The sequence below is a fragment of the Pseudomonas fluorescens genome (assembly GCF_000967965.1).
Lineage (GTDB): Bacteria > Pseudomonadota > Gammaproteobacteria > Pseudomonadales > Pseudomonadaceae > Aquipseudomonas > Aquipseudomonas grandcourensis.
Map to the genome: position 1 here is coordinate 1 of NZ_LACC01000033.1, position 26,165 is coordinate 26,165.

General features: G+C 60.4%; 24 protein-coding genes. 6 read left to right on the forward strand and 18 right to left on the reverse strand.

All coding sequences use genetic code 11. From position 1 onward, the window contains the following. Positions 1-66: 66 nt before the first annotated feature. From VC35_RS23935 to VC35_RS23980, 10 genes are all read right to left on the reverse strand, one after another. Positions 67-1,122, reverse strand: a complete 1,056-nt coding sequence (locus tag VC35_RS23935; RefSeq protein WP_046042978.1) for an AI-2E family transporter — start codon at positions 1,120-1,122, stop codon at positions 67-69. 69 nt (positions 1,123-1,191) lie between these two features. Continuing rightward, on the reverse strand, positions 1,192-1,998 hold the full coding sequence (locus VC35_RS23940) for a DUF4892 domain-containing protein (protein ID WP_046042980.1): 807 nt from the start codon (positions 1,996-1,998) through the stop codon (positions 1,192-1,194). Positions 1,999-2,006: 8 nt separating this feature from the next. After that, on the reverse strand, positions 2,007-2,666 hold the full coding sequence (locus VC35_RS23945; protein ID WP_046042981.1) for a glutathione S-transferase family protein: 660 nt from the start codon (positions 2,664-2,666) through the stop codon (positions 2,007-2,009). 50 nt (positions 2,667-2,716) lie between these two features. Further along, positions 2,717-3,571, reverse strand: coding sequence for an alpha/beta hydrolase (locus VC35_RS23950; protein ID WP_046042982.1), 855 nt, complete (start codon positions 3,569-3,571; stop codon positions 2,717-2,719). Then, positions 3,568-4,374 carry an alpha/beta fold hydrolase gene (locus tag VC35_RS23955; RefSeq protein WP_046042984.1) on the reverse strand — a complete coding sequence of 269 codons (807 nt, stop codon included), beginning with the start codon at positions 4,372-4,374 and terminating at the stop codon, positions 3,568-3,570. Before VC35_RS23955 ends, VC35_RS23950 begins: the two co-directional genes overlap by 4 nt. Before the next feature lie 113 nt (positions 4,375-4,487). Then, positions 4,488-4,931 carry a hotdog fold thioesterase gene (locus VC35_RS23960; RefSeq protein ID WP_046042985.1) on the reverse strand — a complete coding sequence of 148 codons (444 nt, stop codon included), beginning with the start codon at positions 4,929-4,931 and terminating at the stop codon, positions 4,488-4,490. Positions 4,932-4,963: 32 nt separating this feature from the next. Next, positions 4,964-6,631: an AMP-binding protein gene (locus VC35_RS23965; RefSeq protein ID WP_046042986.1), complete on the reverse strand. Its 1,668-nt coding sequence runs from the start codon at positions 6,629-6,631 to the stop codon at positions 4,964-4,966. Positions 6,632-6,830: 199 nt separating this feature from the next. Further along, positions 6,831-7,283 carry a phosphohistidine phosphatase SixA gene (gene sixA, locus VC35_RS23970; RefSeq protein WP_046042987.1) on the reverse strand — a complete coding sequence of 151 codons (453 nt, stop codon included), beginning with the start codon at positions 7,281-7,283 and terminating at the stop codon, positions 6,831-6,833. Continuing rightward, complete coding sequence (locus VC35_RS23975; protein WP_046042988.1) at positions 7,280-7,627, reverse strand: DUF4389 domain-containing protein; 348 nt, start codon at positions 7,625-7,627, stop codon at positions 7,280-7,282. The genes sixA and VC35_RS23975 overlap by 4 nt, the downstream gene beginning before the upstream one ends. Positions 7,628-7,660: 33 nt before the next feature. Then, positions 7,661-8,686: an NAD(P)H-dependent glycerol-3-phosphate dehydrogenase gene (locus VC35_RS23980; protein ID WP_046042990.1), complete on the reverse strand. Its 1,026-nt coding sequence runs from the start codon at positions 8,684-8,686 to the stop codon at positions 7,661-7,663. A 195-nt stretch (positions 8,687-8,881) separates the two neighbouring features. Here VC35_RS23980 and VC35_RS23985 point away from each other — a divergent pair, with 195 nt between their 5' ends. The 6 genes from VC35_RS23985 (at position 8,882) to VC35_RS24010 (ending at position 16,413) form a co-directional block, all read left to right on the forward strand. Then, the gene (locus VC35_RS23985) at positions 8,882-11,005 is read left to right on the forward strand and encodes a TonB-dependent receptor plug domain-containing protein (protein ID WP_046042991.1); all 2,124 of its coding nucleotides are present in this window, start codon (positions 8,882-8,884) and stop codon (positions 11,003-11,005) included. Position 11,006: 1 nt separating this feature from the next. Next, the gene (locus VC35_RS23990) at positions 11,007-11,939 is read left to right on the forward strand and encodes an ABC transporter substrate-binding protein (protein WP_046042993.1); all 933 of its coding nucleotides are present in this window, start codon (positions 11,007-11,009) and stop codon (positions 11,937-11,939) included. Next, positions 11,936-13,837, forward strand: coding sequence for an ATP-binding protein (locus VC35_RS23995; RefSeq protein WP_046042995.1), 1,902 nt, complete (start codon positions 11,936-11,938; stop codon positions 13,835-13,837). The genes VC35_RS23990 and VC35_RS23995 overlap by 4 nt, the downstream gene beginning before the upstream one ends. 247 nt (positions 13,838-14,084) lie before the next feature. After that, a complete protein-coding gene (gene fabA / locus VC35_RS24000) occupies positions 14,085-14,600 on the forward strand; it encodes a 3-hydroxyacyl-[acyl-carrier-protein] dehydratase FabA (RefSeq protein WP_046042996.1) in 516 nt (171 codons plus the stop codon). 11 nt (positions 14,601-14,611) lie between these two features. After that, positions 14,612-15,832 (forward strand): beta-ketoacyl-ACP synthase I, encoded by a 1,221-nt coding sequence (gene fabB, locus VC35_RS24005; RefSeq protein ID WP_046042997.1) that lies wholly within the window; start codon positions 14,612-14,614, stop codon positions 15,830-15,832. A 392-nt stretch (positions 15,833-16,224) separates the two neighbouring features. Then, positions 16,225-16,413 carry a hypothetical protein gene (locus tag VC35_RS24010; RefSeq protein ID WP_046042998.1) on the forward strand — a complete coding sequence of 63 codons (189 nt, stop codon included), beginning with the start codon at positions 16,225-16,227 and terminating at the stop codon, positions 16,411-16,413. A gap of 67 nt (positions 16,414-16,480) precedes the next feature. On the opposite strand, the gene VC35_RS24015 is transcribed toward VC35_RS24010, so the two are convergent. The 8 genes from VC35_RS24015 to VC35_RS24050 all read right to left on the reverse strand — a co-directional run bounded on the left by VC35_RS24015 (position 16,481) and on the right by VC35_RS24050 (position 26,063). Then, on the reverse strand, positions 16,481-17,428 hold the full coding sequence (locus tag VC35_RS24015; RefSeq protein WP_046042999.1) for a hypothetical protein: 948 nt from the start codon (positions 17,426-17,428) through the stop codon (positions 16,481-16,483). Between the two features lie 158 nt (positions 17,429-17,586). Next, on the reverse strand, positions 17,587-18,129 hold the full coding sequence (locus VC35_RS24020; RefSeq protein WP_007988773.1) for a DUF2058 domain-containing protein: 543 nt from the start codon (positions 18,127-18,129) through the stop codon (positions 17,587-17,589). 28 nt (positions 18,130-18,157) lie between these two features. Further along, positions 18,158-18,991, reverse strand: a complete 834-nt coding sequence (mazG, locus tag VC35_RS24025; RefSeq protein ID WP_046043001.1) for a nucleoside triphosphate pyrophosphohydrolase — start codon at positions 18,989-18,991, stop codon at positions 18,158-18,160. Between the two features lie 152 nt (positions 18,992-19,143). Beyond that, positions 19,144-21,387, reverse strand: coding sequence for a GTP diphosphokinase (relA, locus tag VC35_RS24030; RefSeq protein WP_046043002.1), 2,244 nt, complete (start codon positions 21,385-21,387; stop codon positions 19,144-19,146). A 122-nt stretch (positions 21,388-21,509) separates the two neighbouring features. Then, a complete protein-coding gene (gene rlmD / locus VC35_RS24035) occupies positions 21,510-22,862 on the reverse strand; it encodes a 23S rRNA (uracil(1939)-C(5))-methyltransferase RlmD (protein WP_046043003.1) in 1,353 nt (450 codons plus the stop codon). Beyond that, on the reverse strand, positions 22,862-23,764 hold the full coding sequence (gene cysM, locus VC35_RS24040) for a cysteine synthase CysM (RefSeq protein ID WP_046043004.1): 903 nt from the start codon (positions 23,762-23,764) through the stop codon (positions 22,862-22,864). The genes rlmD and cysM overlap by 1 nt, the downstream gene beginning before the upstream one ends. Before the next feature lie 168 nt (positions 23,765-23,932). Then, a complete protein-coding gene (locus VC35_RS24045; protein WP_046043006.1) occupies positions 23,933-25,354 on the reverse strand; it encodes a sensor histidine kinase in 1,422 nt (473 codons plus the stop codon). Continuing rightward, positions 25,344-26,063 carry a response regulator transcription factor gene (locus VC35_RS24050; protein WP_046043008.1) on the reverse strand — a complete coding sequence of 240 codons (720 nt, stop codon included), beginning with the start codon at positions 26,061-26,063 and terminating at the stop codon, positions 25,344-25,346. Before VC35_RS24050 ends, VC35_RS24045 begins: the two co-directional genes overlap by 11 nt. Positions 26,064-26,165 lie beyond the last annotated feature (102 nt).

Here is a 26,165-nt window from a genome sequence, read left to right on the forward strand (position 1 = left end):
TGCCTGGCGCACCAACAAAAAGCCCACTGACCCTCAGGGGCTCAGTGGGCTACGGACCCTGGAACTTCAGGGCCGGCGATCTTCAACCCGCGCCTGAGTCTTGCTCCAGTCGATCAACAGGCTGTAGGCCACCGCCAGCAATGTCGGGCCAATGAACAGGCCGATAAAGCCAAAGGCAATCAACCCGCCAAACACCCCAAGCAGCACAATGACCAGCGGCAGGTTACCGCCACGGCTGATCAGGTACGGTTTGAGCACGTTGTCGACACCGCTGATGATGAATGTGCCCCAGATGCCGAGGAATATGGCCATCCCGTACTCGCCTTTCCAGGCCAGCCATGCGGTCGCCGGAATCCATACCAACGGCGGGCCCATCGGGATCAGGCTGAGCATGAACGTCACGATACCGAGCACCAGCGCTCCCGGTACGCCGGCAATCAGGAACCCGATCAGCGCCAGGATCGCCTGGGCCGCCGCGGTGCCGATCACGCCGTTCACCACCCGCTGTACCGTGCCCGCCACCAGCTCGATGTAATAGCCGGCCCGCTGACCGATCAGCCGCTCCAGCAACGTGTGTACAAACGCCGCCAGTCGCGGCCCGTCACGATAGAAAAAGAACACGAAGACGATGCTCAGGGTCAGCTCGAGAATACCGCCGCCGATCTGCGCACTGCGCGCCAGCAACCAGTTACCCACCTGCCCCAAATAAGGCTTGAGCGACACCATCATCGCCGCGCCCTGCTCATCGATGCTGTTCCAGATGCCTACCAGCCGCTCGCCCACAAAGGGAATCGAACCCAGCCACACCGGTGCTTCGGGTAGCCCCTCGACCTGCGCATCCTTGATGAATGCGGTGGCATCGCGCACATGATCGGCGAGGTTGAAACCCAGCCACACCAGCGGTGCCGCTACCAGCACCATCCAGCCCAGCGTCAACAATGCCGCCGCCAGCGACTCGCGACCGTTAAGCCAACGGGTCAGCAAGCGCATCAGCGGCCAACTGGCAAACGCCAGGACCGCGCCCCAGAACATCGCCGACCAGAACGGCGCCATCACCCAGAAGCTCGCGCCGAACAACACCACGAGCAGGATCTGCACCAACAGGCGATCGTTATTGATCATCAAAAGTCTCGAAAAAGTCAGTCAGCAAAAGAGTAGGCGAACGCAGCTTGCACGCTCGCCCGGTACAGCCTAGCGCAATAGCTCGATGTGCAGGCCAGAGCCCTCGGCACTGCCGGTTTCCATCCGCGCGGCACGCACGCCCTGGGCAATCAGTGCCTGACGCCAGGCTTCGGAGTTCGCTCCGGAAATGCTGACCCGCAAGGTGGTGTCCAGATTCAGTCCGCGAGAAATCAGGCGCAGCCAGGTCTCGTCAGGTGCGCTGTTCAACGTGGAAAAATCCAGCTCGCCGGTGCTCTTGAGTTCACGCAGCAAGGTCGCGGAGGTCGGCAACAACTCGCCCAGCGGTGCCGAAGCTTCGAACTGTTCGACATGCAGGTAGGCTTTGCGATTACCCCGGGTGATGCTGTACAGCGCAATGAGCGTGTTGTCCCTTGGTGCGGCAAGACGCAGCAGCAGATAGGCCTGTTGATCGTCGGCGCCGTACAGCTTGGCGTTACCGAAGACTTCATTGGCCCAGAGGCTGCTTTCGCCACAATCGCGCGCCTGGCACCAAAAGAGCAACCCGGCGTCCTGCTGTTGCAAAGCCTCGCGGGCAGCGGTGAACGCCTCGATGGATGAATGCTCCGGTGGCAACTCGTAGGTCACCGACGTGACGTTGCCGCGGGCACTGACCTGGCCGTCGAAACGTAACTGGCCACTGATTTTACGGATCGAGCCCAACGGGTAGATCCGCTCCAGTTCGGCGGCGGGGCGATAGTCGACAATCTGGGCGTCGGTCATGCGCGGCACTATCGGCAGGTCCTGACTGCCCGGAATATCAGCGGCGAACAACAAGGGACTGAAACTGCACAGCACCAATAAACTGAATGAACGCATGGATAGACTCATCGGATCAGCATGGCCTGGGCGCCCTTGATGACACTGGCTTCATCGGCGCGTATCGGTACCTGCAGACCACGCTGCACCGCGGGCCGGGCCTCCATGGTTGCCATCCAGCGTTGCAACGCCGTCAAGCCCTCCACCGAGACGCCCGACCACTCGTAGCCGCGCACCCAGGGAAAGGTGGCGATGTCGGCAATGCTGTACTCGCCCGCGAGGAACTCCACGCTTTGCAAACGCGTCTCGAGCACTTCGTAGAGGCGACGGGTTTCATGCTGATAGCGGTCGATGGCACCCTGGAGTTTTTCCGGAAAGTAGCGGAAGAACACGTTGGCCTGGCCCTGCATCGGGCCGATCCCGCCCATCTGAAACATCAGCCACTGCAATACCAGCGAACGCCCCTTCGGGTCCGATGGCATCAGTTTGCCGGTCTGTTCAGCGAGGTAAATCAGGATGGCGCCGGATTCGAACACGGCGAAATCGCCGTTGGCGCGGTCGACAATCGCCGGAATCCGGCCATTGGGGTTGATCTTGAGGAAGTCCGTGGACTTCTGCTCCTTTTTGTCGAAACTCAAGGCATGCACCGTGTAGGGCAGGCCGAGTTCCTCGAGCACGATAGAGACCTTGTGGCCATTCGGAGTCGCAGCGGTGTAGAGATCTATCATGGTTGTCTCCCTTTTCAACCCGCCAAGCCTCGACAGTTGCCCGGCGCAAGTCAAGGAATGGCGAAAAACCGATTGAAACAGTCTGCGACAAGATCGGCACCGGACTCGTCATTGAGGTGCAAATGGTGGCCGCCTGGCAGCTGTTCCCGGCTAAAGGGTAGACGCTCCAGCAACTCAGGGTGTTTGGCGAGCATGCCGTCGGCGGCAACCACCAGCGTTGCAGGACACTTGATCCGCTGGACGAAGGCCATGGCCTGTTCGGTTGTAAGACGCAGCGGCGATGGCAACGTGAGGCGATTGTCGGTGCGCCAGGTGTAACCGCCCGGCACCGGCATCAGGCCGCGCTGCGCCAGCAGTTCAGCGGCCTCGCGGCTGACCGCAACCAGGCCCTTCATGCGCGCTTCGATGGCTCGGTCGAGGGTGTCGTAGACCGGCTTGCGCTTCTCCCGCAAATCCAGTTGAGCTTGCAGGGCCATGCCCATGCGCTCGGCAGCGTTTTCACCTTTGTCTGTAGGAGGAATGATGCCGTCGATCAACGCCAGGTGGGTGACCCGTTCGGGCATCGACCCGGCGATGATCAGCGAAGCGATGGCGCCCATCGAATGCCCCATCAGCGCAAATTTGCGCAGTTCTAGCTGTTCGGCGACTTGCAGCACATCGTGGGCATAGTCCCACATGGCGTAACCGGCGCCCGGCGGGCGATGCCCGGAATGACCGTGACCGGCCATGTCCAGCGCGATGACGCGCAAGCCTTTGAGCTTCGGCGCCAGACGGGCAAAGCTGTTGGCGTTGTCCAGCCAGCCATGCAGGGCAATCACCGGCAGACCGTCTTCAGGACCGAACAGGTGCGCCGCCAGTTCGATGTGCGGCAGGCTCAGGCGGACTTCTTCGACGACGTGGTTCATGCGCAATCCTGCTGTCGACGGCCGCCCCAGCGATAGAACAGGCCTTTGAGCATGTCAGCGGTATCAAGGGGACGTTCGAGCGGAAACATGTGGCCGCCGGGCATGGTCAACGACTCGCCCAGCGGCAGGCGGTCCACCGAACTGGCGTGATGGCGCATCACTACGCGGCTGTTGTGCCCGCGAACCACCGCCAGCGGCACTTGCAACTGCCGGGTGCTGCCCGGGCTGGTGTGCGGCACACCGCGATAGATGCTGATTTCCGTGGCCGGGTCGAACCGCAGGCGCAGCTTGTCGCCGACCTGGTGCAAGCCGTGTTGCAGGTAGGCATCGAAGCATTCCGGGTCGAAACCGCGGAACAGGGTTTTACCGGCGAAATATTTCCGGGCGCTTTCCAGGTCGGCGAATTCTTCACGGCGACCCAGGGTGCGCCCGGCCGGGGTCAAGCGGTCGATGAAACCAAAGCGTTTGGCCGCCCGTATGACCCATTGGTCGGTGCGGGTCAGCACGGGCGAGTCGAGCATCACTACCCCGCGATACAGCTCAGGGCAGCGCAACGCCGCATGCAGATGCAGCACGCCACCAAAGGAGTGACCGACACCCCACACGGGTTCGGCTTGTTGTTGCAGGTGATGGATCAGCTCATCCACCAGGTTGTACCAGTTGTCGTCCGCCGGGAAACGCGGATCGTGGGCGTGCTGCTCCAGATGCGTCACCTGAAACTCGGGTGCCAGCGCCGCAAACAACTTGCCGTAGGTCCCCGAAGGAAAACCATTGGCGTGGGCGAAAAAGATCTGTTGCGACATACCTGCAAATCCATGAGCGAGAACAGACGTCGATTGTCCGCAAGACCGCGTCCTACAGCAATGACCGTAACTGACAGGAATGATGACAGTCCGGTCAAAGCTATGGCTTTGGTTCAACGAGTCGGTGGATTCTCACCCAATGGCACCACTGCCATGGTCAGTCGCGACACACAACTGGCCTTGCCCTCATCGCTAGTCAGGCGAATGTCCCAGACGTGGGTCGTGCGGCCGATGTGGATCGGCTTGGCCACCGCCGTCACCCGTCCGCTGCGCAGGCCGCGCAAATGGTTGGCGTTGATTTCCAGGCCCACGCAATAGAATTTGCTGGCATCGATGCACAGGTAGCTGGCCATTGAGCCGACCGATTCGGCCAGCACCACCGAGGCACCGCCATGCAGCAAGCCGTAGGGCTGATGGGTGCGGTGATCGACGACCATGCTGGCGGTCAGGGACTCTTCGTCGAAGGACTCGAAACGGATGTCCAGCACTTCGCCAATGGTGTTTTTCTGGATTGCGTTCAACTGCTCGATGTTCGGGGTGGTGCGCCACAAGCTCATCGCAGAATTTCCTTGTTGGTTTTCTTCGTGAATCAATCCTGCCACAGCACCGCTTCGCTGCGCTCGCTCCATTCCTCAAAGCGCTCACCGTAAGCCGCTTCGATCACGTTGCGCTTGATCTTCAGGGTCGGGGTGAGAAAGCCGTTTTCCACGGCCCAACTGTCCTTGACCACTACCAGGCGCCGCAGTTGTTCATGCTTGTCGAGGGCGCCGTTGACCTCTTCCAGCAATTTTTCCAGGCTCGAATGCAGGCCGGCGCGCGCGGCCCCGTCGGCATCCTGCTGGCCGACCGCCGACAACACGCACAAACCCAGCGGCGCACTCAAACCATCGCCCACCACGCAGACCTGTTCGATGCGCGAATGCACGGCCAGGCGATTTTCAATCGGAGCCGGGGCCACGTACTTGCCTTTGCTGGTCTTGAAGATTTCCTTCAGGCGTCCGGTCAGGCGCAGATTGCCTTCGGCGTCCTGCTCGCCCTTGTCGCCGGTACGCAGGAAGCCGTCCTCGGTAATGGTGTCGGCGGTTTTTTCCGGTTCCTTGTAATACCCGAGCATGGTCGCACCACTGCGCACCATGACCTCCCCCGTCTCGGCGATCCGCACTTCGACTTCCGGGCAAGGCTTGCCGATCCAGCCCGGTTTGTTCTGGCCCGGCATACCGATGTGGGAGTAGCCGCAACTCTCGGTCATGCCGTAGACCTCCAGCACGTCCAGCCCCAGTTTGCGGTACCACTGCAACAAGGTCTGCGGCACCGGAGCTGCGCCGGACAACGCGATGCGCAACGCGTCCAGCCCCAACCCGGCGAGGACTTTATGCCCGACCCGTTTGCCGATGATCGGCAGGCCAAGCAGGAAGTCGAGACGTTTTGCCGGGATCTTGCTGTACACGCCCATCTGGAATTTGGTCCAGATACGCGGCACGCCAAACAGTGCGGTCGGGCGCGCACGTCGCAGGTCGGTGAGGAAGGTATCGAGGCTCTCAGCGAAAAACACTGTTTGACCTGTATAGATCGACGCCAGTTCGACGAACATCCGCTCAGCAACGTGGCACAGCGGCAGGTAGGACAACAGCCGGTCCGACTCGTTGAGGCCGAACAACGCAGTGCCGCGTGTCGTGGCGAACCCCAGATTGCCGAAGCTGTGCATCACGCCCTTGGGCATGCCCGTGGTGCCGGATGTGTAAATGATGGTCGCCAGTTGATCGGCGTCAGGCTTGGGATTGTCCTGGATGGGCGAGCTGCGTTGCAGGTCGTCCCAGCTGAAATCAAAGTCACCGGGAGGATGCAGGGGCAGGCTGATGGTCGGCAGGTCGGGGCTGACGCCACGGGACATGCCTGGCCAGTCATCGAGCTTGCCAATGAACGCCAGCGCTGCTTCCGAATGTTCGAGCACTTGGGCAACGGTCTCGGCGGTCAGGTTTGGGTACAACGGCACCGACACATGCCCGGCCATCCAGATCGCCAGATCGGCAATGATCCAGTGCGCACAATTTTTCGAGATCAGGGCGATATGGCTGCCCTGCGGCAGTTCCCGCGCTCGCAGCCAGTGGGCGGCGCAGCGTGCTTGATGACCGACGTCGGCCCAGGTCAAGGTCTCGACCTGGCCGCCTCCGACAGGCTGGACCAGAAAGCGCTGGCGGGGATGACGGGCCTCACGCTCGTAGAAGACGTCCAGTGGCAAACGAAAAGCAGCAGACATGCGACTCGCTCCTGTGATTTTGGTCTGGAGCAAGCGTAGCCAACCAAGCAAGTGCTTGGTTGACTATTTCATACAAAACTTTTCGGGTTATGACGTACCTGTGGGAGCGTGGCTTGCCCGCGATGCAGGCGCCGCGGTTTATCAGGTAAACCGAGTCGATACCTTCGCGGGCAAGCCACGCTCCCACAGAAAAGCGGTGTTAAGGGTGCTTGATGCTGTCGAGTTTCATCGACCCGATCAGTAACTCATCGCCCTTGAGTTCGGCCAACCCGGCGGTGCTGACTTTTTCCGGCGGATGCCCGGCACCATGTTGCAGGTAACTCAACAAATGCCCCACCAGCGGGTTGTGACTGACCAAAAGGACGTTGCTCACCGATACCAGTTGCTCGGCCACTTTGTCCGGGTCGGTGTCCGGGGTCAGCCATTCGACGGTACGGATCTCGGGCTCGAAGCCCAATGCCTCGCGCACCAGTTGCGCTGTCTGCTGTGCACGCAGGTAGGGGCTGGCATAGATCGCCGTCAGCGGCTCACCCATCAACCGCGCGGCGCTGCTCAACACTTCCTTGCGGCCGTGGTCGGTCAGTGCCCGCTCGGAATCAGGTCGCGCTCCATAAGGCTCGGCTTCACCATGACGCAATACCCAGAGTTTCATAGCTTGGGTTCCTCATCTCGGGTCGGATGGGGTGCCGGTGCCACGACATGCGGCGCCTCACCTTCCGGTGTACGCGGCGTCGGCCAGTCGGCGAACGGCCAGGGCTTCTGGTCGCTGTGAAAGCTGCCGAAACGACCGATCTGCGCCAGAAACTGGCTCAGGCTGTCGCCGAAATTCATCAGGCTGGCGCTTGGGGCGCCATAGAACAAACGATAGATCAACTGCACCAGCACGACGGCGCCGAGGATGAACTGCGCCACTTGCCACACCAGCACGAAGAGGATCATCCACAGCACCCGCAGCAGGATGGATTCGTACTTGGCTTCTACTTTTGGATCGTTCATGCGCAACTCCCTGCTTTTCTGGCAAGCGTGAAATTAGTTGAAACCACTGGTGGAAATAAAGTCGACGTCGGTTTTCGGCTCGCCACGCATTAACAGTCCGATGACCTGCTCCAGCGTGCGGCCCTCGAACAGGATCGCGTGCAGACCGGCGACCAGCGGCATGTACACGCCAACCTCCTGGGCCTTGGCCTTGAGCACTTTAAGGGTGTTGACCCCTTCGGCGACTTCACCCAGGCGCGTGACCGCCTCGTCCAGGCTCAGGCCCTGGCCGAGGGCGAAACCGACCTGATAGTTGCGGCTCTTGGGCGACGAACAGGTCACGATCAGATCGCCCACGCCCGCCAGTCCCAGGAAGGTCATCGGGTTAGCGCCCTGATTCACCGCGAAGCGGGTCATTTCCGCCAATGCCCGGGTAATCAGCATGCTTTTGGTATTTTCGCCCATGCCCAGCGCCACCGCCATGCCGGCGATGATCGCGTAGACGTTTTTCAACGCCCCACCCAGTTCCACGCCGAAACGGTCGGCGCTGGCGTACACACGAAAGGTGCGCCCGTGCAGCGCGGCCTGAACCTGCTGGCAGAGTTCTTCGTCTTCACTGGCGACCACCGTGGCGGTCAGTGCATGTTCGGCGATTTCTCGGGCCAGGTTGGGTCCGGACAGGACGCCGATGCGCGCCTGCGGGGCGATCTCTTCGAGGATCTCGCTCATCAGCTTGAACGTGTGGGCTTCGATGCCTTTGGTCAGGCTCACCAGCAATTTGCCGGTCAAGCGTTCGGCGTGCGGCACCAGCACCGAGCGCAGCGCGCTGGAGGGCAATGCGACAAAACACAGGTCACAGGCGTCCAGGGTGGCTTGCAGGTCGGTGACCGGTGTGACGCCGGGCAGAATTTTGATGCCTTTGAGGTAACGCGGGTTTTCGCGATTGACCCGAATGGCCTCGGCCTGTTCGGGGTCACGCATCCACTGAAGGACCTGATGCCCGTTCTCGGCCAGCAGATTAGCCACGGCGGTTCCAAAACTTCCGCCTCCCAGGACCGCAATCGGGCGCTGTTCAGTCATATGCAATCCGTTAATCCATACCAGTGGCGATGTCGGCATTATACGGGGCAGCCCCTCGGCGGCCAGCCCCGACATCAAATACCTGCAACCGTAGGAAGAAGACCAATAAAACCGAGGAAAATGCAGACATCGTGAATGGAAAAGTCATTCGGCTCGGTTAACATGCGCGCCAACAATCACTGACAGGGATCAGTTGTGTCTCCGGGCTCTCCTTCACCGCATTCGCCTCTGGTACTGGCGCTGATTTTCAGCTCGCCGGTGCTGGCCGACGACTTGTTCCTGGACAGTGAACCACTGCCGCAAGTGCTCACCGCCACGCGCCTGAAGCAGTCGCCGGCGGCCGTGCCGGGAAGCATGACGGTGATTGACAGCGCCCTGATCCACGCCAGCGGAGCCCGCGACATCAGTGAACTGCTGCGTCTGGTGCCGGGGATGATGGTCGGCAACATCAGCGGCAACCAGGCAGCGGTGAACTACCACGGCACCAATGCAACTGAAGCGCGACGCATGCAAGTGCTGATAGACGGGCGCTCGGTGTATCGCGCCGGCCTGGCCACCGTCGACTGGAGCGACATTCCGGTGGCCATGGAAGATATCGAGCGCATCGAAGTTTTTCGCGGACCGAATACCGTCAGCTACGGCGCCAATGCCCTGATGGCGGTGGTCAACATCATTACCCGGCGGCCGGCCGACAGTCACGGTACGCGCATGAAGGTCACCCAGGGCCAGCGCGGCATCAACGACTTTTACGCCAGCCAGGGCCTGGGCTGGGAGGACGGTGACATGCGCCTGTCCCTGTCCGGCCAGCAAGACGACGGCTTCGACACCGATCGAACCGGCGCGGACTACCATGACAGCCGTCGCCTCGATCGCTTCAATCTCGCCGTCAGCCAGAGCCTCGACGAACGGCAAAGCCTCGACTGGCAATTGAATGCCAAGGATGGCACCAACCAACGGCCCTATACCTACCGGCCGGTGTTCCCGGGGATTACCCGCGCGGGCAACGACTCCGACGTCACCGCCAAGGACTACGCCGGGTCATTGCGCTGGAACCTGGACATCGATCCCGACCACAGCCTTTATATCCAGGGTTCGGCCCAACACTGGGATCGTCAGCAAACCTGGCGCGCCTGCGATGCTGAAATATCCTTCAGCCCGCAACTGACCGAACTCTGGCAATTGAACCCGAACTACACCGAACGCCTGGCCCGCAATATCACGCGCTTCACCGGCCCTGGTGCGCCGGCCGGCACGCTCGCCGAGCAGGCGCTGGCCAATCAGGTGCTCGATCAATGGCGCAACGGCGCAAGCCAGACCGTTTGCGGCGACATCGACCAGAGCACCCGAGAGTCGCGCTACGACCTCGAACTGCAGGACACCCTGAGCCTTGCCGATAACCTGCGGCTGGTCAGCGGGTTGAACTATCGTTACGACCGGGCCGATTCCGAGACCTACTTCAATGGCACTCTCGATGACACCATCTGGCGGGCGTTCGGCCAGTTCGAGTGGCGTGCCACCGAACACTGGCTGCTGCAAGGCGGTGCCATGTTCGAGGACACCCGGTTGATCGGCAGTTCGCTGACACCTCGCATGGCGGTCAACTACCTGATCAATCCGCGTCACGGCTTGCGTGCGGTGTACTCCGAGGCCGTCCGTTCACCGGACATGTTCGAGAACAACGTCAACTGGAGTTATCAGGTCACCAACCTCAAGCCCGGCGCCTTTGGCCAGTCCAGCGCCCGTTATTTCGTCAAGACCCGTGGCCCCGGCGACCTCGACCAAGAGCACATGCGCTCCCGGGAACTGGGCTACAACGGCTATTTTCCCGAACCGGGGCTGGCGCTCGACGTGAAGCTGTTCCACGACGAAATCACCGGCATGATCAGTGAACCGCTGCGCAACAATCAGTACATCGCCAGCAACGCCAACAAGGCACGCTTTTCGGGGGGCGAAACCCAGCTCGACTGGCGTGTCGGCAGCCTCGATCGCCTGCGACTGACCTATGCCTACGTCGATGCCGACGCCAGCAATCCGCTGGATGCCAGGCAGACTGCAAGCAACAGTGGTTCGGCCGGATGGCTGCGCGATTGGGGCCAGGGCTGGAACAGTGCGCTTTTCTATTATGGCGATGACGCCCTCAACGGCTACCGCTTCGAACGGGTCGATGCGCGCATCGCCAAACGTATCGCCTTGGGCAAGGCCAGCCTGGAGCTGGCCGGAGTGCTCCAGCAACGGCTGGACAATCAGCCGACCACCTTCATCGACAACAACTATGACCAGCGCCACGTAATGTATTTCAGCGCGGAGCTGGAGCTTTAAGATGCCGAATCGTCCGGCCTGCAGAATGCCGACCCTGGGTCGGCTGCTGGCCATACTCTGCCTGCTATCAAGCGGCCTGCTGGGCAGCCTGGCGAGTAATGCGGCCGACATTTTGCTCACGGGTGCCGAAGACAGCCCCGCTGTGCGGGCGTTTACCCAGGCCCTGAGCGAGTTGCGACCAAGCGATAGCGTACGCTTCCAGACGCTGGCCAAAATGCCGATACCGGACAAGTTGCCGGAAAACATCCGCTTGATACTGCTCGACCTGCCCAGCCTCGACTGGCGCCTGCAGAACGCCCAGGGCCCGGCGACACTGGTATTGCGCATCAGCCGCCTGCAGGCCCGGCAGCGCTTGAACAACTCGCTGCCTGCACGCCTTTGCCTGCTATGGAGCGATCCACCACTGGATCGCCAGTTGCGCTTGACCCGCACCCTGTTGCCCCAGGCCAGACGCGTCGGCGTGCTCTACGACACCCACAGTGAATTCCTCTTGAATGAGCTGCGTCAGGCCGCCCTCCCCCTGGATCTTGAGGTGGTCACCCAGCGCTGGGACAACATTCACGACAGTCGTCCATTACAGGCCCTGCTAAATAAAAGCGACGTGTTGCTGGGCCTGGACGATGCCGACCTGTACAACCCGCAAACCGCAAAGAACCTGCTGCTGAGCAGCTACTCCCGGCAAGTGGCGCTGATCGGACCCAACGCCGGATTCGTCAAGGCCGGGAGCCTGGCCAGTACCTATAGCGATCAGAGCGATTGGTTGGCGGTCCTCGACGAATTGCTCGACCGGCCTCCGGCCACCTGGCCGCACACGTACTATCCCCATCGATTCAAGGTCGCGAGCAATCCGCAGGTGGCGCGTTCATTGGGTATCGAACAGATAAACGAAGCGTCTGTCGCCACACTGCTGGCTGAAGGAGAACGCCGTCCATGAGTTTGCGCCGTCGCTGGGACATCAACACCCGCACCCAACTGATCAGCCTCGGCCCTGCACTGCTGCTGACCTTGTTGCTGATCAGTTTCTTCACGTTCGTGCGTATTCAGGATCTGCGTCAGGAAATCACCCACACCGGCCAGCTGATCGCCAATCAACTGGCCCCGGCCACCGAGTACGGAGTGATTTCGGGCAACATCGAAGTGCTCGACACCTTGCTCAAGGCGACGCTGGCCACACCCAACGTGAGCTTTCTGGAAATCCAGGACAGCGCCAACCGGGTTCTGGTGTACGTCGAACAACCGAACGAACATCATAATCGCGCGCAACAGCTCGAAGTGTTCCAGGCACCGATACGGCTCCAGCGCATCGCTTTGCACAATGATTTTTTCCAGAGCAGCAAAACCGCCACCGTGGCCCCTGTCGAAGACTATCTAGGCCGGGTGATCGTCGGGCTTTCCAACGACGCCTTCAGCCGGCGCCAACAGGAAATCGTGCTCAAGGCCGCCATCCTGGCACTGTTTGCCCTGCTGTTTACCTTCATTGTGGCCCGGCGTCTGGCGGGCAGCCTGTCGCAACCGATCCGCGATATCGGCAATGCGGTCAAGGCGATCCAGGACGGCGACTACAAGACACCGCTACCGATTGTCGATGACACCGAGCTGGGGGCGCTGTCGCAACACATCAACAACCTCGCCAGCGGTCTCGAGCAGGCCAGCCGCGAACAGCATCAGGCCATGGCGCAGCTGATCCAGACCCGCGAAGAAGCGGAAAAGGCCAACAACGCCAAATCCGATTTCCTCGCCATGATGAGCCATGAACTGCGCACGCCAATGAATGGCGTACAGGGCATGCTGCAGTTGCTGGAAACCACCGACATGACCGAGGAACAGGTGGAATACGCGGCGCTGGCCTCGGAATCCACCGAGCACTTGCTCAAGGTCATCAACGACATCCTGGATTTCTCGCGGATCGAACGTTCAGAGCTGGAACTGGAGCACATCCCGTTCAACCTCGCCGACCTGATCGGCAGTTGCGCCCAGTCGTTCCAGCACAGCGCCGCGCAACGTGGTCTGGACCTGCAACTGATGATCCCCGACGACATGCGCGGCTTGCAGGCCAAGGGCGACCCGACGCGTATCCGGCAGATACTGGTCAACCTGGTTGGCAATGCACTGAAATTCACCGAGCAGGGCCGCGTCACCATCGAGGCGCAGTGGCAGTCGCTGGACCACGAGTTGCTGTGGTTCACCTGCACCGTGCGCGACAGCGGCATCGGCATCCCGGCGCAAAGCCTGGAATTGATGTTCAACGCTTTCCAGCAGGCCGACAGCTCCATTTCAAGACGTTACGGCGGCACGGGGCTGGGCCTGCCGATTGCCCGTACCCTGGCCGAACGCATGGGCGGCACCTTGCGCGCACAAAGTGAGGAAGGCCGCGGTTCGGTGTTCACCCTGGAAATTCCCCTGGCTCTGCACCAGCAGACCCAACCGCTATTGCCCCCTCGCGCGCAATCGCGCAACAGCAATGGCGAGGGGCGCAATGTGCTGTTGGTCGAAGACAACCCGGTCAACCAGACCGTCATCGAAGCCATGTTGCGCAGCCTGGGCTTCAAGGTCAGTGTCGCCGCCGACGGCGCGCAGGCGGTACGCAGTGCCGAGAGCCTGATTTTCGAAGCGATCCTGATGGATTGCCGCTTGCCGATCATCGATGGCTATGAAGCCACCCGACAAATCCGCAAGCTACCCGGCTGCACCGACCTGCCGATCATCGCCCTGACCGCCAACGCCTTGCAGGGTGACCGCGAAGCCTGTCTGTCGGCAGGGATGAACGATTACCTGGCCAAGCCGTTCAAACGGACTGATCTGCAGCAAATTCTGCAGCGATGGGTGCAGTAGTACAGGCCTTTCGAGCATCTGCGACTGGCGTGAAAGGCGAAAGTGCGGCAGTCTTAGTCACCCGAACAGGCCCGAAAAGGGGCTTGAATAATAATTTCAGTGCACAAGTGTACATTCATGTCCTTGGTGCTGTGACTTTCACCACAACGCAATAGTCTATGAGTAGGCTGCCGGTTCGAGGCATGAACGCTTCGATCGGCCGGGAAGATTTGCCCCACCTGCCGCATGGGACTATTGAGGAGCTCGCATGACCAAACAAAACGCCTTTACCCGGGAAGACCTGCTGCGCTGCGGTCGCGGTGAGCTGTTCGGCCCTGGTAACGCGCAACTGCCCGCCCCGAACATGCTGATGGTTGATCGCATCACCCTTATCAGCGAAGAAGGTGGCAAGTACGGCAAAGGTGAATTGGTCGCCGAGCTGGATATCAATCCGGACCTGTGGTTCTTCGCCTGCCACTTCGAAGGCGACCCGGTGATGCCGGGCTGCCTGGGCCTCGACGCCATGTGGCAACTGGTCGGTTTCTTCCTGGGCTGGCAAGGCCTGCCGGGCCGTGGCCGTGCGCTGGGTTCGGGCGAAGTGAAATTCTTCGGCCAGGTCCTGCCGACCGCCAAGAAAGTCACCTATAACATTCATATCAAGCGCGTCCTCAAGGGCAAGCTGAACCTGGCCATCGCCGACGGTTCGGTCACTGTCGACGGTCGCGAAATCTACACCGCCGAAGGCCTCCGGGTCGGCGTGTTCACCTCCACTGACAACTTCTAAGGGTTATCCGCATGCGCCGCGTCGTTATCACTGGTCTGGGCATCGTTTCTTGCCTGGGCAATGACAAAGAGACCGTCTCCGCTAACCTGCGTGCAAGCCGCCCTGGCATCCGGTTCAACCCGGAATATGCCGAAATGGGTCTGCGTAGCCAGGTTTCCGGCTCCATTGACCTCAACCTTGAAGAACTGATCGATCGCAAGATCTATCGCTTCGTCGGCCACGCGGCAGCTTATGCCTACCTGGCCATGAAAGACGCCATCACCGACTCCGGCCTGACCGAAGAGCAGGTGTCCAACCCGCGTACCGGCCTGATCGCCGGTTCCGGTGGCGCATCGACCCTGAATCAGATGGAAGCGCTGGACATCCTGCGCGAGAAAGGCGTCAAGCGCGTCGGCCCATACCGCGTAACGCGGACCATGAGCAGCACCGTTTCCGCGTGCCTGGCCACTCCGTTCAAGATCAAGGGCCTGAACTACTCCATCGCGTCTGCCTGCGCCACCAGTGCTCACTGCATCGGTACCGCCATGGAACAGATCCAGATGGGCAAGCAGGACATCGTCTTCGCCGGTGGCGGTGAAGAAGAGCACTGGAGCCAGTCGTTCCTGTTCGACGCCATGGGCGCCCTGTCCAGCAAGCGCAACGACACCCCGGAAAAAGCTTCCCGTGCCTACGACGCCGACCGTGACGGTTTCGTCATCGCCGGCGGTGGCGGCATGGTCGTGGTTGAAGAGCTGGAACACGCTCTGGCCCGTGGCGCGAAAATCTACGCGGAAATCGTCGGCTACGGCGCGACCTCCGACGGCTACGACATGGTTGCCCCGAGTGGCGAAGGCGCGATCCGCTGCATGCAGCAGGCACTGTCCACCGTCGACACCCCGATCGACTACCTGAACACCCACGGCACTTCGACCCCGGTCGGCGACGTCGCGGAAATGAAAGGTGTGCGTGAAGTGTTCGGCGACAAGGCTCCGGCCATCAGCTCCACCAAGAGCCTGTCCGGTCACTCGCTGGGCGCCGCCGGCGTTCACGAAGCGATCTACTGCATGCTGATGATGGAAGGCAACTTCATTGCCGGCTCCGCCAACATCGACGAACTCGACCCTGAAGTGGCCGATCTGCCGGTGCTGACCAAGACCCGCGAAAACGCCACCATCAACACCGTGATGAGCAACAGCTTCGGTTTCGGTGGCACCAACGCCACCCTGGTACTGAAGCGCTGGCAGGGCAAGTAACACCCCACCATAACGCCGCACAAGAAAACGCCCCGACTGGTTCGGGGCGTTTTTTTTGCCTTGAGAAAAGCCTCAAGACATACACAAGTCCTCTGTAGGAGTGAGCCTGCTCGCGATAGAGGTATTCCAGGCAACATCACTGGTAACTGACCCACCGCTATCGCGAGCAGGCTCACTCCTACAAGCGTCTGCGGTGCGTTCTGAAGATGAAGCTTTTGTCATGAAACTTAATGCCCTGTGACCGAATGTCGCGTGTTTAGCGGGCTGCAGGACTGTTTCCGTTTTTGCAAAAAACCGTTACCAAACTCAGTTATTTACTTAGCAAGCTAACAAAACATATAACAAAGGCCTGCACACGCCTTGCTGCAGATAACAGAGATTGGAGCTAGCAGATGACTGTAAAAGTAACTGAACGCGACGATTCACATAAATCCCACGAGGGTGTAGCCGCCGGTATCCGGATCTGGGATGTGCATCAACAAGACCTGCTGGTCGGGATGTTCCATTCCGAGATCGACGCACAAAACTACAGGGCCGAACTGGAAATGCTCGAGCGCAAAAGCGAGCTCGCAACCGGTTGAAGACAGACTCCACACCATGCAGCCTGCCCCCTCCCCGCACGGGCAGGCTGCGACCGGAGGACGCGGCTCAGGCAATCTGAATGGCCGCTAAATGAAGCGAGTCGTCGATCTCCACCGAAGGAACAACACCGACGATCCAGCCCGCCTCAAGTTTCACCACCTCGCACTCACCATCACCCATGCCGTCATTGCGGACGGCAAACTGAAGCGAAGACAGATGACGCTTGCCGTAATCGAAGTTCATGCCACAGGCAATCAGAAAATCGATTTTTGCCCCCGCCTGTTCAACTTCCTTATCCCGTTCACCGTCTTTCAACACCGCATAATCTAGGCACAAGTTGATACCGAATGGGCAACCCGCGACAAGACTATTAATGAATATCCCTTCGTAACCACCAAAGTAACTGTGCTCGGCCCGTACATCACTGACTTTCTTTACCCTTACCACGACCTCATCGAACAACTTGAAAAACCAGTACCCGTCTTCCGCGCCTACATGCCTTCCAAAATCGATTCCAGACACATAACGTTTCGGCCACATCGACATAAGCGGAATGTCAGCCTCGTACTCCTTATTGGAAATGGTCAGCACATAATTAACGACATCGTAATAGCTCGACTCCCCCTCTCCCACTTTGATCAGCGTCGCACAACTTCCCGCCAATAAAACGATCTTGCCGTACAGTTCCACTGGCAGATCGCTTATCAACAGCGTCACACACTCGGTCACCTTCGTCAGATAGGCAGAGTTCAGTTCGTGAAGTTCTTGCTCATTGCGGACTTCGTGCCAGGGAATGTTCCAGAAAAACTCAGGCAAGGTTACGAAAACGCAAGCAGACCCGCCGTGATCGTCGCGAGCAGCTTTCGCAGCAATCTTGATCTTTCGGCGTACAAGCTCCGCTCGCGCGACAAGCTCGTCGTCAAGATAATCGTGAATGGATTGATCGAGTTGTCGCGGCCGTGAAAGCTGCGATTTAAAAGTGGGTTGGCGTAACGAGGCGATACTTACCAGCATTGAGAATATCCTTATTCATTGAAGTTCATTCCATTAGTTCTCTCCCCTGAGAATATTTCGGGCAAAAGAAAACCCGAGAGATCGTATCGACGCGATCTTTCGGGTTCAATTGATTAATCCAGCAATGTACTAACAAACATGTAATGCCAGAGAAGCGATTACCACATCAGATCATCAGGGATCTTGTAGGCTGCGTACGGATCATCCTCGACGCTGACTTCTTCGGTCTGCACATTCAACTGCACGATGCGTTGCGGGTCGCGCTCCTGAATCTTCAGCGCAGCCTCGCGCGGAATCACTTCGTACCCGCCAGCGTGATGCACGATGGCCAGCGAACCGCTGCTGAGCTTGTTGCGCATCAGGGTGTTGACGGAGATGCGCTTGACCTTCTTGTCGTCGACGAAGTTGTAGTAATCCTCGGTCGTCAATTTCGGCAGGCGCGAGACTTCGATCAATTGCTTGACCTGCGCGGCACGGGCCTTGGCCTCAGCCTTTTCCTGCTGCTGGCGGTTGAGCTCCTGGTCGCGCTTGACTTTCTCGGCCATGGCTTCCTGTGCCGCGCGTTGCTGGGAGTCATCCAGCTCGATCTGGCCTTTGTGGGCCAGGCGTTGCTGTTTCTGCTTGTCTTTGCTGACCTGCTTGGCCTGCTTCTGGTTGACCAGCCCTGCTTTGAGCAACTGGTCGCGAAGGGAAATGCTCATGGTGCTTATTACTCACTTAGGCTACTGCTCAACCGCAGCTGGGCAAATTCTTTTCCTGACGTTTGGCTTCGCCCCACAAGGCGTCCAACTCTTCGAGGGTGCAATCTTCCATGGGACGGCGGGTGTCGCGCAATGCCTGTTCGATAAAACGAAAGCGTCTTTCAAACTTGCTGTTGGCGCCACGCAGTGCGGTTTCCGGATCGACCTTGAGATGCCGCGCCAGATTGACCACGGAAAACAGCAGGTCGCCGATCTCGTCGGCCACGGCCTCGGGATCATTTTCCGACATGGCTTCGAGGACTTCATCGAGCTCTTCACGTACTTTATCGAGCACCGGCAAGGCGTCCGGCCAGTCGAAACCGACCTGCCCTGCGCGCTTTTGCAATTTCGCCGACCGTGACAACGCCGGCAAGGCCGCGGGGACGTCATCAAGCAACGACAGCTGTTCGGGGGCTGAAGATTTCTCCGCGCGCTCCTCGGCCTTGATCTCTTCCCAACGCTGCTTGACCTGCGCTTCACTCAGGCGCGGGACATCCATTGGCGCATACAGATCACCGGTGGGGAACACGTGAGGATGGCGGCGGATCAGCTTGCGGGTGATGCTGTCGACCACGCCGGCGAACTCGAAGCGCCCTTCTTCCCGGGCCAACTGGCTGTAATAAACCACCTGGAACAACAGGTCGCCCAGCTCACCCTGCAAGTGATCGAAGTCACCGCGCTCAATGGCGTCGGCGACTTCGTAGGCTTCTTCCAGAGTGTGGGGGACGATGCTGGCGTAAGTTTGCTTGATGTCCCACGGGCAACCGTACTGCGGATCGCGCAGGCGGTTCATCAGGTGAAGCAGGTCTTCAAGTGAATACATTTATTAAACTCTGCGAGAACCTGTGGGAGCGAGCTTGCTCGCGATAGCGTCGTCACATTCAACATCAATGTGTCCTTCAAGCAGCCATCGTCGGATCGCCGCCCGGAGCCAAGCTCGCTCACACAGTAGAACGGTGCCAGACATGAACACCATCACGGCGTACGGTTACGCCGGGTTTCGATGATGTTCGGCAACTGGGAAATCCGCCCCAGCAACCGCCCCAATGCATCCAGCCCCGGAATCTCGATGGTCAGGGACATCAGCGCGGTGTTGTCCTCCTTGTTCGAGCGGGTGTTGACCGCCAGCACGTTGATCCGCTCGTTGAGCAGCACCTGCGAAACATCACGCAGCAAACCGGAACGGTCGTAGGCGCGGATGACGATGTCCACCGGATAGGTGAGCACCGGTACCGGGCCCCAGCTGACCTGGATGATCCGCTCTGGCTCCCGCCCGCTCAGTTGCAGCACCGAGGCGCAGTCCTGGCGGTGAATGCTCACGCCACGGCCCTGGGTGATGTAACCGACGATGGCATCCCCCGGCAGCGGCTGGCAGCAGCCGGCCATCTGGGTCATCAGGTTGCCGACGCCCTGGATCTGAATGTCGCCGCGCTTGCCCGGTTTGTATCCGGTGGCCTTGCGTGGAATCAGTTCAAGCTGCTCGTTGCCACGCTCCGGCTCGACCAGTTGCTGCGCCAGGTTGACCAGTTGCGCCAGGCGCAGGTCCCCGGCACCGAGGGCGGCGAACAGGTCTTCGGCGGTTTTCATGTTGGCCTTGTCGGCCAGCTTGTCGAAATCCACCGCCGGCAGGCCGAGGCGATTGAGCTCGCGCTCGAGCAGGGTTTTACCGGCCGCGACGTTCTGGTCGCGAGCCTGCAGCTTGAACCAGTGAACGATCTTCGCCCGTGCTCGCGACGTGGTGACGTAGCCCAGGTTCGGGTTCAGCCAGTCGCGGCTCGGGGTGCCGTGCTTGCTGGTGATGATCTCGACCTGTTCACCGGTTTGCAGGCTGTAGTTGAGCGGCACGATGCGCCCGTTGATCTTGGCGCCACGGCAGTTGTGACCGATTTCGGTGTGGACGCGGTAGGCGAAGTCCAGCGGGGTCGCGCCCTTCGGCAAGTCGATGGCGTGACCGTCCGGGGTGAAGATGTAGACCCGGTCCGGCTCGATATCGACCCGCAACTGTTCCGCCAGGCCACCGATGTCACCCAGCTCTTCGTGCCATTCGAGCACCTGACGCAGCCAGGAGATTTTCTCTTCGTAGTGATTGGAACCGGACTTGACGTCGGTGCCCTTGTAGCGCCAGTGCGCGCACACGCCGAGTTCGGCTTCTTCATGCATCGCGTGGGTGCGAATCTGCACTTCCAGCACCTTGCCCTCGGGCCCGATCACCGCGGTGTGCAGCGAGCGATAGCCGTTTTCCTTGGGGTTGGCGATGTAGTCGTCGAACTCTTTCGGGATGTGTCGCCACAGGGTGTGGACGATGCCGAGCGCGGTGTAGCAATCGCGCATTTCCGGCACCAACACACGCACGGCACGCACGTCGTAGATCTGGCTGAACTCCAGCCCCTTGCGCTGCATTTTGCGCCAGATCGAATAGATGTGTTTGGCCCGGCCGCTGATGTCGGCATCAACGCCGGTGGCCTGCAGTTCGTTTTTCAGCTGACTCATCACATCGCTGATAAAACGCTCGCGATCCAGTCGCCGCTCATGGAGCAACTTGGCAATCTGCTTGTACTGGTCCGGTTCCAGGTAACGGAAGGACAAGTCTTCCAGTTCCCACTTGATGTGACCGATACCCAGGCGATGGGCCAGCGGAGCGTAGATGTCGAAGACTTCACGGGCCACGCGGTTGCGTTTTTCGTCGTCGGCGGTCTTCACCGCGCGGATCGCGCACGTGCGTTCGGCCAGTTTGATCAGGGCAACGCGAACGTCGTCGACCATGGCCACCAGCATCTTGCGCAGGTTTTCCACCTGGCCCTGGGTGCCCAGCACCAGGGATTTGCGCGGGCTCAGGCTGTCGCTGATCGCGGCCATGCGCTGCACGCCGTCGATGAGCTTGGACACCACCGGACCGAAGCGCTGGCTGACGGCCGGCAACTTGATCTGGCCTTCGCGCACGCCTCGATACAGGATCGCGGCGACCAGTGAATCCTGGTCGAGCTTGAGGTCGGCGAGGATCTCGGCGATCTCAAGCCCGGTACGGAAAGTCGAGTTACCTTCCGACCACAGATTCTGTGCCGCATTGGCTTGTTGTTCGGCCTCGCGAGCGTACTCGCAGGCCTCTTTCAAGGCTTCGCGATCCAGTGCCAGATCGACACTGACCGCATGATCGAGCCAAGCCTCGAGATTGATACTGCCGTCGGTGTTGATCGGCTGGTGTGCTCTCACCTGTACCATCTTGCTTACCTTCCCTACGACGCAGATTCAATGCGTCAAATCGCTGACCTTCGTTGCCCGTGCGCCCACGTCGGGCTGGGTGCGCGGCTGCACGGGCGGGCCAGTCGGACCAGACGAGCATCCTAGCTCGCTTCAAATAACGCCATGGCCTCGACATGTGCCGTTTGAGGAAACATATCGAGAATCCCGGCACGTTTTAACCGGTAGCCCTGCTTGATCAATTCGACCGTGTCGCGCGCCAGAGTTGCAGGGTTGCACGACACATACACCAAACGTTCGGCGCCAAGGCTCTTGAGCTTGCGCACGACCTCGAAAGCACCGTCACGCGGTGGGTCCAAGAGTACCGCACAAAAGCCTTCGGCGGCCCATTCGGCGTCCGTCAAAGGCTGGGATAAATCGGCCTGAAAAAACTTCGCGTTATGCAGATTATTACTAGCCGCATTCGCCGCTGCCCGATCGACCATCACCTGCACGCCTTCGACCGCCACCACTTCACGAGCGGCCTTGGCCAGCGGCAAGGCAAAGTTGCCCAGACCACAGAACAGGTCGAGGACGCGCTCATCCGCTGTCGGCCTCAACCAGTCCAGTGCCTGGGCGACCATCGCTTCGTTGACGGCGGCGTTGACCTGGATGAAATCCCCGGGACGATACGCCAGTTCCAGGTCCCACTGCTCAAGACGATAGCCCAACGACTGATCGGCCTCGACCGGTTGCGGTTCGCCGTCGCCATGCAGCCACAACTGGGCTTCATGGAACGCGCAGAAATCCTTGAGGATCGTCAGATCGGCGTCGGACAACGGCGCCATGTGCCGCAGCAACACGGCCAGCGTCGAGCCGCTGAATAACTCCACATGCCCGAGTGCCTGGGGTTTGCTCAAGCGCCGCAGCATCTCCGGCAAGCGGCTCATGATCGGTTGCAAGGGTTGTACCAGCACCGGGCAGTCATCGATGCCAACAATGTCCTGGCTGCCGGCGGCACGGAAACCGACTTCGAGTTTTTTCGCCTTCATGTCCCAGCGCACCGCCACGCGGGCGCGACGCCGGTAAGCGAACTCCGCACCGCTCAATGGCGCCGCCCACTCTTCGGGCTCGACGCCCGCGACCCTCGACAACTGCTCGGCGAGCATGCGCTGTTTCAGGGCAAGCTGTTCGTTGTGGGGCAGATGCTGCACGCTGCAACCGCCGCAGCGGCCGGCATGTGCGCACGGTGCCGGGCGGCGCAATTCGCTGACCTTGAATACCCGTTCGGTGCGCGCCTCGACCACTTTGCCGTGGGCACCGAGGACGCGCGCCTCGATCTCTTCACCGGCCAATGCGCCGATGACGAACCAGGTGCGACCTTCGAAAAACGCGATACCGCGACCGTCATTGGCCAGGCGCTCGATGGTCAGGCGCTGCTTTTTGCCGGTCGGGACTTGCGGGGCCTTGCTGCCGCCGGTGGGCTGGAAGCGCAGGCCTCTTTCATGTTTGGCCATCAGTTGGGCGCGTCGAAAATGCCGGTCGACAGGTAACGGTCGCCACGGTCGCAGATGATCGCGACGATCACCGCGTTTTCAACTTCTTTGGACAGGCGCAGCATTGCCGCCACGGCACCGCCCGAGGACACGCCACAGAAAATGCCTTCTTCGCGGGCCAGACGACGGGTCACGTCTTCGGCTTCGCTTTGGGCCATGTCGACGATGCGGTCCACGCGGTCGGCCTGGTAGATCTTCGGCAGGTATTCCTGAGGCCAGCGACGGATACCCGGGATCGCCGAGCCTTCCATCGGCTGCAGGCCGATGATCTGCACGTTGTCGTTCTGCTCCTTGAGGTAGCGCGACACGCCCATGATGGTGCCGGTGGTGCCCATGGAGCTGACGAAATGGGTGATGGTGCCCTGGGTCTGGCGCCAGATTTCCGGACCGGTGGTGGTGTAGTGCGCCTCAGGGTTGTCACCGTTGGCAAACTGATCCAGTACCTTGCCGCGACCTTCGGCTTCCATCTTCTGCGCGAGGTCACGGGCGCCTTCCATGCCCTGTTCCTGGCTGACCAGAATCAGCTCGGCGCCATAGGCCGTCATGGCTGCCTTGCGCTCAGCGCTGGAGTTGTCCGGCATGATCAGGATCATCCTGTAACCCTTGATCGCGGCGGCCATGGCCAGAGCGATCCCGGTGTTGCCCGAGGTCGCCTCGATCAACGTATCGCCAGCGTGGATCTGCCCGCGCAGTTCGGCGCGGGTGATCATCGACAGCGCCGGACGGTCCTTGACCGAACCCGCCGGGTTGTTCCCTTCGAGCTTGAGCAAAAGGGTATTGCTGGTGGCGCCGGGCAGGCGCTGCAAACGAACCAGCGGAGTGTTGCCGACGCAATCGGCGATGGTTGGGTACTGCAAGGTCATGGCGTATTCGCAATCCAGACTGCGGGGGTGCCTATCATACCGGCAAACGTTCGCAGGCCATATCACGCAAAGTATGGTGCTTATGGTTAATGGGAATAAGCAGATATTTTGCGGTGAACTTGAGGGCCTCTTCGCGGGCAAGCTCGCTCCCACAGGGTACCGCGGTGATCACAGGTTTCGCGATTCAAACACGGTCAATGTGGGAGAGAGCCTGCTCGCGATGGCGTCGGCACTGGCGCTATTAGCATCCGCCAACAAGCACATATTCATCCGCAACCCGCTCCCGGTGTTCTGCGCCCACAGCTGTCCACCCTGACGCTGCACCGCATTCCTGGCGATGCTCAGGCCCAGGCCAAACCCACCATCCCCCGGCCGCGAACCGTCGAGTCGGGTGAACGGCAGGAAGATCCGCTCCAGATCAGCTTCTGCCACACCGCCACCCTGATCCTCCAGCCACAGGTGCCAGAAATCGCCATCACGACGACCGCCCAATTGGACAATGCCTCCCGCCGGCGAATGACGAATGGCATTACGCAGAATATTTTCCAACGCCTGGGCCAGGGTGTTGAGATGACCGCGAACCCAGCAGGATGCATCCACCGTGCATTGCAACTGCGTATCGGGCCAGCCACTTTCGTAGCAGGCGTTCTCCGTGAGCATTTCCCACAGGGCCTGGATCTGGATCGCTTCGTCGGGCAATCGGGTGCGCTCGGTATCAAGCCACGCCAGTTGCAGCGTGTCCTCCACCAAGCGCTGCATGCCATCGACCTCACGACCAATGCGCTCGCGCAATGGCTCCAGCCCCTGCTCGCTTTCACTGGCCACTCGCAGGCGGCTCAAGGGGGTACGCAACTCGTGGGACAGATCGCGCAGCAGTTGCTGTTGCAAAGCCACGGTGCTTTGCAGGCGCTCAGACATGTGATCGAACGCCCGCCCCAACTCACCCAGTTCATCCGATCGATTGGTGGTCCGGGTCGACAGCCGTACGTTCAGTTGATCGGCACGCCAGGCATTGGCCTGTTCACGCAAGCTGTTGAGCGGCACCACCAACACGCGATACAGCCCGACGCACAGCAGCAAGGTGAACAATCCCGGAATCACGCCATTGGTGATCACCCGCCAGAACACCCGGTAACGCCCGGGTACGAAGCGCTTGGGCAGCTCGATCACCAGGCTGCCGGCGGACGGATCACCGGGAAACGGTATGCGCATCCACGGTTGGCCTTTCTTGTGGATTGGCCAATCGAGGCCGCGCAAAAAAGTCAGGCGTTCGACTTCCTTGTCCGTCAGCGATTGGTTGCTCAAGGACTGCAAATCACCGCCGATGACACCGACCCAGCCTTTTTCCCGATGATGCATGCCTTGCAGCCAGTCATCGACACCGACGTTCTGGCGCTGCTGCCACGCCTGCTCGGCTTCGGCGGCATAACCGGACAGGGTGCCGCGAGCCTCATCGGAGAGGAACTGGTTACGCTCCTCCATGTAACGTCCCCAAGACCAACTCAGCCAGATCATCAGCAGGCAGAAAGCGACCAATAGACAAGCCAGCTTCCAGAACAGCGAATGCCTGCCCGGCAAATTACATTTCATCGGCGGCGCTCAGGATGTAGCCCTTGCCCCATACCGTGCGCACTTCACGCTCGGTGTAGCCAATGGCCTTGAGCTTGCGGCGGATCTGGCTGATGTGCATGTCCAGGCTGCGGTCATGGGCCGCGTAGCCGCGCTGCAGCACCTGTTGATAAAGGAAGGCTTTGCTCAGTACTTCGTCGGCGCTGCGGTGCAGCGTCTCCAGTAACCGATACTCGCTGCGGGTCAGGCCACCGGCCTGTTCGCCGTAAAAGACCTCGAAGCTTTCATCGTCGAAACGCAGGCTGTCCATTGACGAGGCCAGCACTGCGGGCGCGGGTCGACGGTCGAGTGCCACCCGCCGCAGAATGGCTTCGATGCGTACCCTCAACTCCACCATGCTGAAGGGCTTGGGCAGGTAATCATCGGCCCCCAGGCGAAAGCCGCTGATGCGATCGGCCTCGGCACCGAGGGCCGACATCAGCAACACCGGGGTGGAATGGCTCTGGCGCAATTGGGTCAGCACCGCCAGGCCGTCCATGCCCGGCAACAGGATATCCATCAGCACCACGTCGAAAGGTTCCCTGCGGGCAATATCCAGGCCTTCCTGACCGTTCTGGCACCAGGTCACCTGGAAGCCGCTGCGGTCCAGATGCTCATGCACGTAGGCGCCGAGCACAAGGTCGTCTTCGATGGACAGGATTCGGGGGAGGCCAGCAGTGATGGGAGCCATGACTATCTGCAAACAATTCTCAGTTAAGTGATTATTCAAGATTGCCTCGCCAGGGGCAACCCACGGTTTGTCCGTTTTGCCAAAGAGCCGCCCGGACCGACG